The organism is Bradyrhizobium sp. AUGA SZCCT0177, from assembly GCF_018130125.1.
Lineage (GTDB): Bacteria > Pseudomonadota > Alphaproteobacteria > Rhizobiales > Xanthobacteraceae > Bradyrhizobium.
Genome location: NZ_JAFCMA010000025.1, coordinates 56,372 through 69,859 on the forward strand (window position 1 = coordinate 56,372; position 13,488 = coordinate 69,859).

Consider the following 13,488-nt stretch of genomic DNA (forward strand, 5'->3'; position numbering starts at 1 on the left):
GGTTCTCCTAGCGCCCCGGGTCGTTCTTGCCGGCCAGCACGCGGTCGAGCCCGTAGAAGCGGTCGAGCAGGATCAGGGCGGTCATGGTGATCGCGATCACGCTGGCCGAGACTGACGTCACCAGCGGATCGATGTTGTCCTGGATGTAAAGGAACATGCGAACCGGCAGCGTCTCGGTGCCGGGTGTGGCCAGGAAGACGGTCATGGTCAGATCGTCAAAGGACTGAATAAAGGCGAGCGCCCAGCCGCTGATGACGCCCGGCAGGATCAGCGGCAACGTCACGCGGCGGAACAGCGTCCAGTCGCCGGCGCCGAGCGAGACCGCGGCCATCTCGATCGAGCGATCCATGCCGGTCGCCGCGGCCAGCGTCAGCCGCAATGCGAACGGAAACACCACCACCACATGCGCGACCAGCAATCCTGCGAAACTGCCGCCAATGCCGATCGCCGTGAAGAAGCGCAGGAAGGCGATGCCGAGCACGACATGCGGGATCATCAGCGGCGACAGGAACAACGCTGCGAGCGTGTCGCGGCCACGAAAACTGTAACGCGCGATGGCAAGCGCCGCCGGCACCGCGAACAGCACCGCCACCAGCGAGGACAGCGCACCCAACCCGAGGCTCACCCAGAACGCATGGACGAACTCGGGATAGTTCGCGATCGCCCTGAACCAGCGCAGCGAGAAACTGGTGGTCGGCAGCGACAAATAGCCCTCGGGCGTGAAAGCGACGAGGCAGACCACCAGGATCGGCGCCAGCATGACGACAACGAAGATCGTATGGAAGATCAGCGCGAGCGGGCCGTTGGTCCTCATCGGAACACCTCGGCATAGCGCCGCTCGATCAGCGCGTTGCTGCCGACGACGATCAGCACCAGCGCCACCAGCAGCAGCACCGCCACCGCCGCACCGAGCGGCCAGTTCAGCGTGTTGAGAAACTCGTCATAGGCCAGCGTCGCCGCGACCTTGAGCCGGCGGCCACCGATGATGGCGGGCGTCGCGAAAGCGCTGGCCGACAGCGAGAACACGATGATCGCGCCCGACAGCACGCCCGGCATGATCTGCGGCAGCACGATGCGGCGGATGATCGTGAACGGGCCGGCGCCGAGCGACAGAGCGGCGTTCTCGATCTGCGGGTCGACGCGCTGCAGCGCGGCCCAGACCGACAGCACCATGAACGGCATCATCACATGCGCGAGTGCGATCACGATGCCGGTCTCGGTGAACATGAAGGGCAGCGGCGATCCGATCAGCCCGAGCGACATCAGGAGCTTGTTGACCAGGCCGTTATTGCCGCCGAACAGCAGCGCCCAGCCCAGCGTGCGCGCCACCACGGAGATCAGCAACGGGCCAAGGATCACGAGCAGGAAGAAGCTCTTCCAGCGTCCACTCATGCGGTTGAGGATGTAGGCCTCCGGCGCGCCGAGCACGGCGGTGATCAGCGTCGTCAGCAGCGCGATGCGGAACGTCCGCCAGAACATCTCGGCAAAATAAGGATCGGTCGCGACCTCGTGCCAGTTCTTCAGGATGAAGACCGGCTCGATGCCCTTGTACTGGCCCCAGTCGTGGAACGAGAGCATCACCGTCATGGCGAGCGGAATCACCAGAACGCCGACGAACAGCATCAGCGCGGGCGCGGTCAGCAGCCACGCCGTGCGCGCATCGCGCCCGTCCGTCGCAGGTTTCGCGCTCATGCGGCGCCTCCGGCGCGGCGCAGGCTCATGTCCTCCGGCCGCCAGGCGAGCCGGACGGCCTCGCCCTCCACGGGCTGTGGCTGGCCGTCGTTCTGGCGGATCACGATCACCGAGCCGCATTCGCTCTCGCACTGGAACAGCCAGTGATTGCCCTGGAAGATGCGGGTGACGATCTTCGCCGCGAGCCCGGCGTCGCCGAAGCCGATCCTTTCGGGGCGGATGCTGACCGTCACCGGACCCGCAAGGCCGGCCGGCGCCGGCGCGCTCCAGGAGCCCGCGATCAGCTGTCCCGGCGTGGCGGTCCGGTCGATGGTCGCGGCGAAATCATTGGTCTTGCCGAGGAACTGGGACACGAAGGCGGAAGCCGGCCGCTCATAGGTTTCCTGCGGCGTTCCGATCTGCTCGATGCGGCCCTGGCTCATCACCACAATCCGGTCGGACAGCGACATCGCCTCGTTCTGGTCGTGGGTGACGAGAATCGTGGTGGTGCCGAGATTTCGCTGGATCTGGCGCAGCTCGATCTGCATCTCCTCGCGCAGCTTGGCGTCGAGGTTCGACAGCGGCTCGTCGAGCAGCAGCACGCTCGGCCGGATCACGAGCGCGCGGGCAAGCGCGACGCGTTGCTGCTGACCGCCGGACATCCGGCGCGGATAACGCTCCTCGTAGCCGGCGAGCCCGACCATGGCCAGCGTGGCGCGGACGCGCTCGCTGCACTCGGACCGCGGCACGCGCCGCATCTCGAGGCCAAAGGCGACGTTCTCGGCCGCCGTCATATGCGGGAACAGCGCATAACTCTGAAATACGATGCCGAGCCCGCGCTTCGCCGGCTGCACCACGGTCAGGTCGTGTCCCTCGAGCCGAATCGCGCCGCGCGTGGGATCGAGGAAGCCCGCGATCATCTGCAGTGTCGTGGTCTTGCCACAGCCCGACGGACCGAGGAAGGAGACGAACTCGCCCTTGCCGACGGTCAGACTGAAGTCATCGACCACAGTCTGCGCGCCGAACTGTTTTGCGACACGGTCGAGCTCAAGAAAGGACATGGATGCTTCCGGGTGCTGCTGTGGCAAAGCGCGACGATGGGCCTGCGGCGTCGCGCGGAGCCATCGCCGAAATCGTGTCCGCCGGCGCCGAGCTGTGGCTCAGCTCTTGGCTCAGCGCTCGACCTCGCGATTCCAGCGCTTGGTCCATTCCTCGCGCTTGTCGTTGATGACGGTCCAGTCGGGCGTATAGAGTTTTGCGGCGCGCTCGCCGATCGGCGCCATCTTGCCGAGCTCCGGCGGGACCACGACCGACTTCAATACCGGGCCGTAGCCGTAGTCCTTCAGCAGCACGAGCTGTATTTTCGGCTCGAGCAGCGTCTTGACGAATGCCGAGGCAAGCGGCGATGCGTTTGGCTTGGTGATCGGACAGGCGGTCGTCAGCAGCGTGGCCGCACCTTCCTTCGGATAGACGAAGTCGACGGGGAAGCCGGTGTTGGCGAAGCTCTGGACCCGGGCCGTACCCCACACGGCCAACACGGCCTGGCCGGACTGGAACAGCTCGGTCATCTTGCCCGGCGAAGGCTCATAGGCCAGCACGTTGGGATTGACGTCGGCCTTGATGATCTTGAAGCCCGCGTCGACGTTGGCCTCGCTGCCACCGTTCATCCGGGCGAGCATCAGCAATGTGTGCAGACCATAGGTGTTGTTGATGGGCGGAATGACCAGTTGCTTCTGATATTTTGGATCCTTGAGATCGTTCCAGGAGGTCGGCGGTGCCCAGCCTTTCTCAGCGAAGATCTTGGTGTTGTACATCAGGCCGGTTGCGACCAGACCAATGCCAACCGCGCGGTCGTCCTTGAAGCGTGCGGCCTCGTAGATATCAGCGGGAAGGCCTTCGAGCTTGCCGCAGAAGCCGAGCTGGATGGCCTGGTACATCGGACCGTCATCGACGATCGCCACATCGATCTGCTGATTGCCCTTCTGCGCCTGCAGCTTGGCGAGCGTGTCGGTCGAGTTGCCGGCGACATATTCGACCTTGACGCCGTTCGCCTTTTCGAAGGCCGGGATGACCTCGTCGCGGATCGTCTTCTCAAACGAGCCGCCGTAACCGGCGACATAGAGCGTCTTCTGCTGCGCCAAACCCGCCGACGGGGCTAAGGCGATCGCGGCAATGCTGACGGCTCCGACAAGGGCGAGATGCTTCATATCGATCGATCTCCGTATCCGTTTGCTAGGTGACACCCGGAGCGCATCCTTGTTCTGACCGGCTCTCGGTATCGCGGTACGACGCAACGTCGGATCCGCGTGGAAATTTGGCCTTCACCGGTCCGCTCCCGACCGGCGTCGCCCAAAAAATCAGCTACCTCCACCCTTGATGAAAAAGATCGCAATCCACGCTTTCGTCGTCCAATTAATAATGGCACCCTCTTCATGCCGGAATATTATGGATGGAATGAAGATGGCGCGGATCAATTCGCGGCAGGTCGAGGCCTTCCGCGCGATGATGCTGACAGGCAGCGTGACGGAAGCGGCAAAGCTGATGGCTGTGACGCAGCCGGCCGTCAGCCGGTTGCTGCGCGACTTCCAGGCGCTGCTGAAAATGGAGCTGTTCGACAAGCGCGGCACCGGACTGGTGCCGAGGGCTGCCGCGACGGCGCTCTACATGGAGGTCGAACGGTCCTTCGTCGGTCTGGAGCGGATCGCGGCGGCAGCCGAGGAAATCCGCAGCCGCCGGACCGGCACGCTGCGGATCGCGGCCCTGCCGGCGCTGTCCAACGGCTATCTGCCGAGGCTCTCCGGGCGATTCCTGATGGAGCGGCCAAACCTCAATCTGTCGTTCTTCGGCGTGATCTCACCGATTGTGGTCGACTGGGTGCTGAACAACCAATGTGACATCGGTTTCGCCGAAGTGCCGATCGCCCATGCAGGCCTGTCGAGCGTGCGGTTGCCTGCGCCGGCCCGCGTCGCGGTTCTGCCAGCCGGACACCGGCTCGCGGCCAAGGCGACGCTGCAGCCGCGCGATTTCGAAGGCGAGACCTTCGTGTCCCTGACGGCGGGATCGACCGGCCGACATCTGATCGACCAGGCCTTCAATCGCGACGATGTCCGCCGGGTTCTTCGGGTCGAGACCAGCCTGTCCGAGATCATGTGCGGGCTGGTGTCATCCGGGCTCGGGGTTGCGATCTGCGATCCCTTTACGGCACAGGAGTTCGAGAGCCGCGGCGTCGTGGCGCGCCCTTTCCTGCCGCGGATCGATTTCGAATTCGCTGCGGTGTTTCCGCCGCAGCGCAGTCCCTCGCCAGTGGCTTTGGACCTAGTGGAAGCCATGCGGCAGTCGCTCAGCGAGATGAGCAACCCGCCGCAAGCGTAGGCCCGTCTTACCAGTTACGCTGCGCGCGGAAGGCGAGTGACAATGTGCCCTGGTCCTTGAGTTCGTACAGGGCTGCCGGCTTGACACTGACGGCCGGCAAGGCGGCGACGCCGGAATATTGCTGATCTACCAGTGTGTACATCAGCTCACTCGTGAAAGTGAGGTTCTTCACCGGGGACCAGCGCGTGTTCGCACCGATCTGCGCGACGTTGAAGTTCGGGTTGCAGGTCGAGCCGGGCGTCAGGAAGGTGGCGACGGTGGCGCAGATATAACCTCTTGCCGTGGCATTGTAGCTGACCGACGTGTAGGAGCCGAAGAGCGCTGAATTCCACTGGCTGTTCCAGTTGTGCGTGTAGCCAGTACGAAAGCCCCACAGCTTGGTCGTCTCGATCCCATTGCCGGTCGTGAAAATGCCGTCAGAAACGCCCCCAATACTCAGCCCTTGGTAAACGCCAGCCAGGCCGCTGCTGCCATACATGGCGACGGTGGGCGCGACCAGACTCTGCCAGACGTAACGGCTGGCACCGTCCGAATAGCCAAATGAAATATCGATGTCGTCGCCCGGGCCGGTCGGCAGGTTCTTGATCGTCATGGCCAGTTGACCAGCCCAGCCCCACTTGTCGCTGGGATGACCTGAAGTTTCTGTCCCGCCGTAATAGGCCGCGTGGATGTTGTGCGCGGCTACCGAGGCCTGGAACATGCCCCAAGCCTGGTCGACGCGAAGCATGCCGACGATGTCCGGAGACCGCGTGCCGCCGAAGGCATTGGCGCCATACACGCCGCCCGCGAAGTTGGCCGCGGTGAGGGTGGACGCGTTCCACAAATTGGTCTGGTAGTAGGTGACTTGATCCTGCAACGAGATCGCACCGGTGATGCCCTGACCAAAATCCGCCGTATAGGAGAACTGGTTCACGCCTGTCGTGTCGGAGTGGCCGCCGAGCAGCGCGTCAGTGATGTTGGCGGGATAGCCGGCGAATGGTGTGTCGAACTGGGATATTGCCCTGCCGATCGTGAAGCCGGCGAACTGGATGAACGCGAGGTTGAGGGCGAACGAACCACCGGATAGACCGCCGTCAGAGGGGTTACCAACACCACCAAAGCCACCAGCCTGGGCGGCCGCAGAGTAAACGGTGCCGCCAGCGCCGGTGGAGGCATAGGTACCCGAGGTCCAGGAGAAATTCGCATCGAAGTATGTACGGAGCACACCATATTCGGTCGCGGTACGCGTATCGATGTTGAGGTTTTCGCGGGCGCGCGCGAAATAGTAGTTGCTCAGCCGGCTTTTTTGACCCGCGGCGCCACTCCAGGCCGGGGTGCCCTGAATGCCACCGCCGTTGAAGGTGACATCGGCGCGCAGGTATCCGCCGAGCTTGAAGCAGGTGTCGGTACCCGGGATGAAGTAGAAGCCATTTCCATAGAGGGAGCATATCCTGACATATTCGACCGCCTTGGCCTTGACTGGAAGATCCGCGGCCTGGGCTCCGCCCGTGGCGACGAGACATGCTACCGAGGCAAGCACTGCGCTGTTGATTGACTTCATGGTCCGCTTCCTGCTGTTTCGGAGGGACCTCGTTCAGGCCTCGCTCCGAAACGATTCGATTATCTTAGGTCACAGATTTAGGTAACGATCCAAGCACCAGACAGTCAGCACATGTGTCTTCAGACTTCTTTCCTGGAGAGTGTTACGCGAAAGGCACAGGGACCGGCTTCCCTCATAAAATGGAAGCACTGCTCTGCGTCGTTTGCAGTGCTGCGCGCCTTGCGCTGGCGATGATCGCGGAAGCCGAGCGGGCGCTGCTGGAGGCACAGATTGCAACGATGCCGGCCGCTGCTGAGACGGCCATCGAAAAAGATCAGGCAGTCGACACTACCGCTCATCGCGATGAGTGGTTGTCGTCACCGGGACTTCAGCAACCGGGATCGTTTTGGCACCTCAGGCCCTGGAAATGCTCAGGGCAACGCCACTGTTCGTAGAAGGAAAAAGCCCCAGCTCGGAGGCTTGCGAGCTGAGGCCAAGGCTTGCTGGACCAGATGCGCTGAAAGCCCAGCGGCGTGAGCATAGGCTCCCATCGCGCCCTCATCTATCATCCGTTTGATTTACCTCGGATTTTCCAAACACAAGGGATTGGAACAGAGTAAGGTTCCATACCCTGTTCTCGCGCGGGAGTTATTCCGCATGCCTCGCTCCCCGTCCATCGTGCCGCATCGCGGCGATCACGACATCTATCTGGTGCTAAACGATTTTGGCAGGCTCGGACGCGCCTGGTGCGAGGCAGACGAGGAAGGCACCGACCGCGAGGCGCTGATCCGCCGTCTTCTGGAAGACCAGTTTAGCCATCCGGTGCGGATCGTCGCCTTCAATACGGCCGAGGGCTGGTCGCGCGACGTCACGGTGGATATTGCCGACGAGTTGCGTCGGCGCTTTCCTGAATTCGATGAGGTGCCGCACTCGGTGCAGGAGTTCTTGGAAACCGCTGTCCGGCGCTGAGCTGTAGCGGGACCATTGTCGTCCTCAACACTCACACCGCCGAGATCGAGGGAGCTCAGTAATCCTTCTTGAGTACCCAATCCGTCATGTCGCGTTTCGCTTAAACCGGGAGCCTGGCTATGCGACCAAAACGATCCCTTGCCGGCATCGTGCCAGGTCTCATGCGCTACAACGCCTTCGTCATCCAGGTCGCCACTCCAGGCACCAGATAGACCAGCGCGAGAACTGCAATGCTGATGACGAGGTATGGAACGACCGCCTGGAAGATATGCCCCATCGATACTTGAGGCGGCGTCACCCCCTTCATCGTCATCAGCAACAGGCCGTGGGGCGGCAGCAGCATTCCAAGTTGCATGCAGATCAGGAACAGCACCCCAAACCACACCGGGTCGATCGCAAGTGAGTTCACCAGAGGCATGAAGATGGGAAGCGTGATCAGCATCATGCTGACCTGATCGATGAAGACGCCGAGCGCGATCAGGATCAACAACATGACGATGACCAGGGCGTTGGCCGAAAGCCCGCTTTGCGTGATGATGTTGACGATTCCATTCGTGGCGCCGGAAAACGACAATATTTGAGAAAAGGTCGTTGCTCCGATGATGATGAAGAGAATCATCCCGGAAATAAGCACCGTGCCATGCAGGGATTGCCACAGAACTTTCGGCGTCAACGCTCGGTAGACGCCCGCGAGGACGATCGTCGCGAAAGCGCCGATCGCAGCAGACTCTGTCGGCGTTGCCCAGCCGGCCACCATCGCACCGACCACGAGCCCGAAGATCGAAACCAGCGGCACCACGTAAAGTACGAGGGGACTGAACCTCGCCCATCCGCTGTATTCCTTGAAATCGCTATCGGGCGCCAATTCCGGCTTGGATAGCGTGCGCAGGATAATCCACCCCACGAAGAGAACCGAAAGAATGATGCCCGGCATAACTCCCCCGATGAGGAGTTTGGAGATCGAAATGCCGGAGAGACTCCCCAACAGAACGGCAAGGGCGCTCGGCGGAATCAGCATATCGACCGCGCCAATCGCCATGATGGGGCCCGTTGCCATCGTGGGATGATAGCCCCTCGACAGCATGATCGGCACCATCAGGCTGCCGAGCATCGCCGTCGTTGCGATTGTCGATCCCGAAATCGCGCTGAACACGGTTCCGGCCACGACCGCGACCACCGCAAGTCTGCCCGGGACGTGCTTGATGACCCTCTCAATTCCGTCGATGACCTTGACCGCCAAACCGGTGTGAAAAAGGACTTCACCCATCAGGACAAAAAGCGGAATCGGCGTCAGGGAGAACGTGGTGATCGAGGAGACCGAGCTGCGCACGAGTTGGGACAGGCCGGCTTCACCGGCCATAAAAAGGTAAGCTCCAATCAGATTGATGAGGAGAAACGCAAAGCCGACCGGCAATCCGGCGAACATCAGAACGGTTGATCCACCAAGCAGCAACCAGGCTGCAGCTTCCCAACTCATCATGACACCGACACCTGCTCGTTGCGCGGCTGCCGCGGCCCGTCAATGAGGCTTCGCAGCCGGAAGATTGCCTCGAGCGACAACAGCACGAACACACACGGCAGCGGCAGCAGGCTCCACCACTCCGGATAAACCACCGTTTTAATGAGCATTGCGCTACTGCCCGCGCTTCGCCCGGTAACAACGAAGCCGTACCAGATCATCGTAACGCAACAAGCCAGCATCGCGCAGGCAGCAAACAACTCCATCAGCCAGCCGATCCGCGCCGGCACCATGTGGAGCAAAATATCGATCCGGATATGCCGACCGCTTCGCAACAGATACGGCGCCGACAGCAAGGTCATCAGGTAGATCGCAGACTCGGACAAGTCGCTGGCCAAAGCGAAGCCGCGCGGCATCCCTGGCACGGCCACATTGCGCAAGAACACGTCAACGCAAATGACCAACATCATCCCGAACAGTAACGCACATGCCAGGGATACCAACGCGAGGCAAAGCTTGCCAATCGACCGATCCAGCACATCCATTGACCACACTCTCGACACTGGCGGACGTCGCAAATATCAGCGATTCCCGAACAACGCTTTCAGCTTTTCAGCATGCACCGGGCTCGCCTTGCTCGCAGCCGCCCAAGCGACGCTATAGGCGGTATCGACGAAGACCTTCGCTTTGTCGCCATCCAGCTTGATCGTCTGGATGCCGGCATCCGCCTGCCGCTTTTCCTCATCGACGGCGTACTGCTTCCAGAAGCCGTTGCCGGCCTCCAGCTCCAACGCCATGCCGTTCAGGAAGTCACGCTGCTTCTCGGTAAGGCCCTTCCATTTGTCCAGATTGACGATGATGGAAACCTCCGCATCGTAAAAGCCCGGATCGACGCGAAATTTGGTGTGCTGCTGCCAGTTCAGGTCGAACAACCCGCCGATCGGCCAGCCATAGCCATCAACAACCCCTCGCTCCAGCGCTGTATAGACTTCACCTGGAGCCGTCGTGACGACATTCGCATTGAGCGCCTGAAAAAACTCGCGATAAACCGGCGTGATCCGGATCTTGAGGCCGGTAAGGTCCGCCTTGTCGATCTTCTTGTTGAGATAGAGATGGAACGGCTGGTTCTCGACCATCCGTGCCAGGTACTGCATGTTGGCCTTCTCGTTCCACACCTTGTTGATGTAGTCGAAGGCTCCGTTCCTTCGTTGCTCAGCGACCGGCCTTTCAGCGAGCTTCAACATGTCGGCTTCGGGCATGACATTGGTGTAAAAAGCCCCCGTCGACAGGGCTATGTCGACGACACCCGTCTTCACCGCGTTGCCGACTTCAAATGTGGGAATGGCGCGCGGGCCGCCAATGAAGTTTATCTGCAGGACCCCTTTGCCGCGCTCGTTTACCGATTTCACCCACTTCAAAAGATGGGAAACGTAAAAACTGTTTTCCGGAAAGGCCGTAACGAGACGCAGCGACACTTCCTGCGCCATTGCCGAAGCCTGAAACAGGATCAGGCACGCCACCGCACCCAACAGACGTACGAGCTTCATTTTGTACTCCCCCTATTATCTTTGTCCGGTATCTTCAGAAGCTTAGCTGAACCTTCATGGATCGGCTGCGATCTCCCGCAACCTCGAAGGCGTGTATCGCCTCTTCCAGTCCAAAAACGCCGGTCAGCAGCGGCGCCAGATCCACCCGTTTCTGGTTGATGAGGTCGACGGCGAGTCCGAATTCTTCATGGAAGCGGAAGGTGCCGCGCATTTCGATCTCCTTGGCCACCACCATGTTCTGCGGGATCGAAACGTCGCCGCCGAGGCCGAGCTGAACCAGTATGCCGCGCGGCTTGAGCACCTCCAGCCCCGAGCGGACCGCCCGTTCGTTGCCGGACGCCTCGAACTGGACATCGAAATAGCCCTTGTTGGCCGAATAGGCGCCGAGTTGATCGGGGGCTTCAGCGACATTGATCACCCGGTCGGCGCCGAGCCCGAGCGCTTTCTGGAGAACCGCGGCCATGACGTCGGTCGCAACGATCTCCCGCGCACCGTGCAGACGCGCCGCCACGATCGCCAGGGCGCCGATCGGGCCGCATCCCGTTACCAGCACCCGCTTGCCGAGCAGCGATCCGGCGCGGTTGACCGCATGCAGGACAACGGCGAACGGCTCGGCAAAAGCCGCCTCGTTGATCGAGACGCCGTCGGCGACCTTGTGGCATTGCCAGGCTTCCGCGACGAGGCGCTGGCGAAACGCACCCTGGATATGCGGCATCGGCATCGCGCTGCCGTAGAAGCGCATGTTGAGGCACTGGTTCTGCTGGCCCTTCAGGCAATAGTCGCAGGCGTTGCAGGGCCGGCTCGGCGACACCGCGACGCGGTCGCCGATCGCAAGCCCTGATACCGACGCCCCCAGCGCCCTGATGGTCCCGGCCACTTCGTGACCGAGGATCATCGGCTCGCGCACCCGCACCGTGCCGAAGCCGCCATGGTTGAAATAATGCAGATCCGAGCCGCAGATGCCGCCGGCCTCGACGGCGATCTCGACCTGTCCCGCGCCGGCAGCCTCGGGTTCGCGTTCCTCGACCCGCAGATCGCGGGCGGCATGGATGACGACGGCTTTCATGGTGAAACTCCCGCGGCACGAACCTTACAGACTGGTGGTGATCCCGCCATCGACATAGAGCGTGTGCCCGTTGACAAAGGACGACGCCTTGCCGGACAGGAACACGGCGGCGCCGACCAACTCCTCGACATTGCCCCAGCGTCCGGCAGGGGTTCGCTTTTCGAGCCAGCCCGAGAATTCCGGATTGTCCACCAGCGCCTGGTTGAGCGGGGTCTTGAAGTAACCCGGCGCGAGCGCGTTGATCTGCAGGCCGTATTTGGCCCAGTCGGTGCACATGCCGCGGGTCAGATTCTTGATCGCCCCCTTGGTTGCGGTGTAGGGCGCAATGCCCGGGCGCGCGAGTTCGCTCTGCACCGAGGCGATGTTGATGATCTTGCCCCGGCCGCGCGGGATCATGTGGCGGGCGACGGCCTGGCCGACATAGAACGCGCTCGAAATGTTGGTGGCGAGCAATTGCTCCCATCTCTCGATGGGAAAGTCTTCGAGCGGCGAGCGGAACTGCATGCCGGCGTTATTGATCAGGACATCGATCGGCCCGGTATTCTGCTCGATCGCCCCGACGCCATCCTTGGCGGCTTGCGCGTTCGTGACGTCGAAGCCGGCGACCGATACCTTGTGTCCGGCGGACTTGAGTTTCGCCGCGGCCGCCTCCAGCTTGCCGGCGTCGCGGCCGTTGAGGACGATCTCGGCGCCATGTTCGGCAAGGCCCTGCGCCAGCGCGAAGCCGATGCCCTGCGACGAGCCGGTAATGAGCGCCCTTTGGCCGGTCAGTTGGAACAGTTCAAATGCCATGTAACGACCCCTGCTGGCGTCGGGGGCAACAGCTCACCGCCCGAGCAGCTCCTTGATACCGCTCAATCCAGGCCGCAGGAAGGGGGCGGAATGGTGTTGCGGGTTGGCTCGAACGCGACGAGCTCGGCTTTGTCGACGACCAAAAGCGCCTGGACCGTATCGCGGCTCATGATGCGCGTTGGCGCCTGGGGTGAACGCCGCTCGGCTATCTCACGGCTGCATCGAGCCACCCCGGCACCGGTCGCCCCTGACTCGACAGGTAACGCGCCAGCGCGGTGACAACCGGCATCACGGCGGGCCGCAAGGTCATGCGGTCGCGCCATGCAAGCAGCCTCGGTGTCTCCTGCCCCAGCACCGCTCCCATGCGTTCGCCGAACAGGGCAGCCATGTAGAACGCAATGTCTGCGTAGGTGTAATCGCCAGCGAGCCATTCGCGATCAGCCAGAAGCGCATCCATCTCCAGGTAATAGCGTGACGCACGGTCACGTGCTGCGACTGCGGCCGGGTCGTCGGCCCTGTCCTGCAGTCCCATTAACTTAACGACGTGCGGGAAGTAAACTTCATCGGACTTCATCTCGAGCAGGCGTGCAGCGGCCCGCGCGGCGGGCTTGCGGGGCCACAGCGGCGGCGCCGGTTGCACGTCCTCCAGGTACTCGAAGATCTGTGTCGAGTCGAAAATCTCCACGTCACCGTCGATCAGCACCGGCACCTGCCGCTTCGGATTGACCCGCAGCACCTCGGGATGTTTCGGCTCGTAGCCGCGATCGCGATCGTATGGCACCATGACCAGCTGGAAATCGATTGCCTTCTCGATCAGGGCGATCTGGACCTTGGCACCAAACATGCTAAGCGCTGCGGAATAGAGGATCATCATTTTCAGCTTCTTGTTGTTCTGAGTTTGCGACCGGTGCGATGAACGCGTGCGCCATGGTCCAATGCATCACAGTTTGATGTCAACGCAAAACCGCAGGACACCTGTGAAGTGATCGAAGCCTGGCCGGATACGCGCGACAATCCCGTCGAGCGTCCTTGCGGGCGATTGCCCCTCCCCTGCTTTCGTGAGAAGCCGCCGGTGCCACCGCAGATTGGCACA

Annotated in this window: 14 protein-coding genes; 3 read left to right on the forward strand and 11 right to left on the reverse strand. The window is 62.0% G+C overall.

The annotated features are described in order from the left end of the window. Window positions 1-7: 7 nt before the first annotated feature. The 4 genes from JQ597_RS26280 to JQ597_RS26295 all read right to left on the reverse strand — a co-directional run bounded on the left by JQ597_RS26280 (window position 8) and on the right by JQ597_RS26295 (window position 3,878). Entirely contained in the window at window positions 8-814 is an 807-nt protein-coding gene (locus JQ597_RS26280) for an ABC transporter permease (RefSeq protein ID WP_212268154.1), read from the reverse strand. Next, window positions 811-1,692: an ABC transporter permease gene (locus JQ597_RS26285; protein ID WP_212268156.1), complete on the reverse strand. Its 882-nt coding sequence runs from the start codon at window positions 1,690-1,692 to the stop codon at window positions 811-813. Before JQ597_RS26285 ends, JQ597_RS26280 begins: the two co-directional genes overlap by 4 nt. After that, entirely contained in the window at window positions 1,689-2,732 is a 1,044-nt protein-coding gene (locus JQ597_RS26290; RefSeq protein WP_212268158.1) for an ABC transporter ATP-binding protein, read from the reverse strand. Before JQ597_RS26290 ends, JQ597_RS26285 begins: the two co-directional genes overlap by 4 nt. A gap of 111 nt (window positions 2,733-2,843) precedes the next feature. Next, on the reverse strand, window positions 2,844-3,878 hold the full coding sequence (locus JQ597_RS26295; protein WP_192734967.1) for an ABC transporter substrate-binding protein: 1,035 nt from the start codon (window positions 3,876-3,878) through the stop codon (window positions 2,844-2,846). A gap of 253 nt (window positions 3,879-4,131) precedes the next feature. Here JQ597_RS26295 and JQ597_RS26300 point away from each other — a divergent pair, with 253 nt between their 5' ends. Next, the gene (locus tag JQ597_RS26300; RefSeq protein WP_212268160.1) at window positions 4,132-5,043 is read left to right on the forward strand and encodes a LysR substrate-binding domain-containing protein; all 912 of its coding nucleotides are present in this window, start codon (window positions 4,132-4,134) and stop codon (window positions 5,041-5,043) included. A 7-nt stretch (window positions 5,044-5,050) separates the two neighbouring features. Here the strand turns inward: JQ597_RS26300 and JQ597_RS26305 are convergent, their stop codons facing one another. Further along, complete coding sequence (locus JQ597_RS26305; protein WP_212268162.1) at window positions 5,051-6,583, reverse strand: porin; 1,533 nt, start codon at window positions 6,581-6,583, stop codon at window positions 5,051-5,053. A 179-nt stretch (window positions 6,584-6,762) separates the two neighbouring features. Between JQ597_RS26305 and JQ597_RS26310 the strand changes: the two genes are divergently transcribed. Both JQ597_RS26310 and JQ597_RS26315 read left to right on the forward strand, forming a co-directional pair. After that, window positions 6,763-7,017 (forward strand): hypothetical protein, encoded by a 255-nt coding sequence (locus tag JQ597_RS26310; RefSeq protein WP_212268164.1) that lies wholly within the window; start codon window positions 6,763-6,765, stop codon window positions 7,015-7,017. A gap of 202 nt (window positions 7,018-7,219) precedes the next feature. Further along, on the forward strand, window positions 7,220-7,531 hold the full coding sequence (locus tag JQ597_RS26315; protein ID WP_212268166.1) for a hypothetical protein: 312 nt from the start codon (window positions 7,220-7,222) through the stop codon (window positions 7,529-7,531). Window positions 7,532-7,697: 166 nt separating this feature from the next. Here the strand turns inward: JQ597_RS26315 and JQ597_RS26320 are convergent, their stop codons facing one another. From JQ597_RS26320 to JQ597_RS26345, 6 genes are all read right to left on the reverse strand, one after another. Further along, window positions 7,698-8,957 (reverse strand): TRAP transporter large permease, encoded by a 1,260-nt coding sequence (locus JQ597_RS26320; protein WP_249148205.1) that lies wholly within the window; start codon window positions 8,955-8,957, stop codon window positions 7,698-7,700. Between the two features lie 50 nt (window positions 8,958-9,007). Continuing rightward, window positions 9,008-9,535, reverse strand: a complete 528-nt coding sequence (locus JQ597_RS26325; protein WP_212268168.1) for a TRAP transporter small permease — start codon at window positions 9,533-9,535, stop codon at window positions 9,008-9,010. Window positions 9,536-9,571: 36 nt separating this feature from the next. After that, entirely contained in the window at window positions 9,572-10,477 is a 906-nt protein-coding gene (dctP, locus tag JQ597_RS26330) for a TRAP transporter substrate-binding protein DctP (protein ID WP_212268170.1), read from the reverse strand. A 94-nt stretch (window positions 10,478-10,571) separates the two neighbouring features. Further along, window positions 10,572-11,603 (reverse strand): L-idonate 5-dehydrogenase, encoded by a 1,032-nt coding sequence (locus JQ597_RS26335; RefSeq protein WP_212268172.1) that lies wholly within the window; start codon window positions 11,601-11,603, stop codon window positions 10,572-10,574. A 24-nt stretch (window positions 11,604-11,627) separates the two neighbouring features. Then, on the reverse strand, window positions 11,628-12,395 hold the full coding sequence (locus JQ597_RS26340) for an SDR family oxidoreductase (protein WP_212268174.1): 768 nt from the start codon (window positions 12,393-12,395) through the stop codon (window positions 11,628-11,630). A 205-nt stretch (window positions 12,396-12,600) separates the two neighbouring features. Then, window positions 12,601-13,269 (reverse strand): glutathione S-transferase family protein, encoded by a 669-nt coding sequence (locus JQ597_RS26345; RefSeq protein ID WP_212268176.1) that lies wholly within the window; start codon window positions 13,267-13,269, stop codon window positions 12,601-12,603. Window positions 13,270-13,488: the final 219 nt, after the last annotated feature.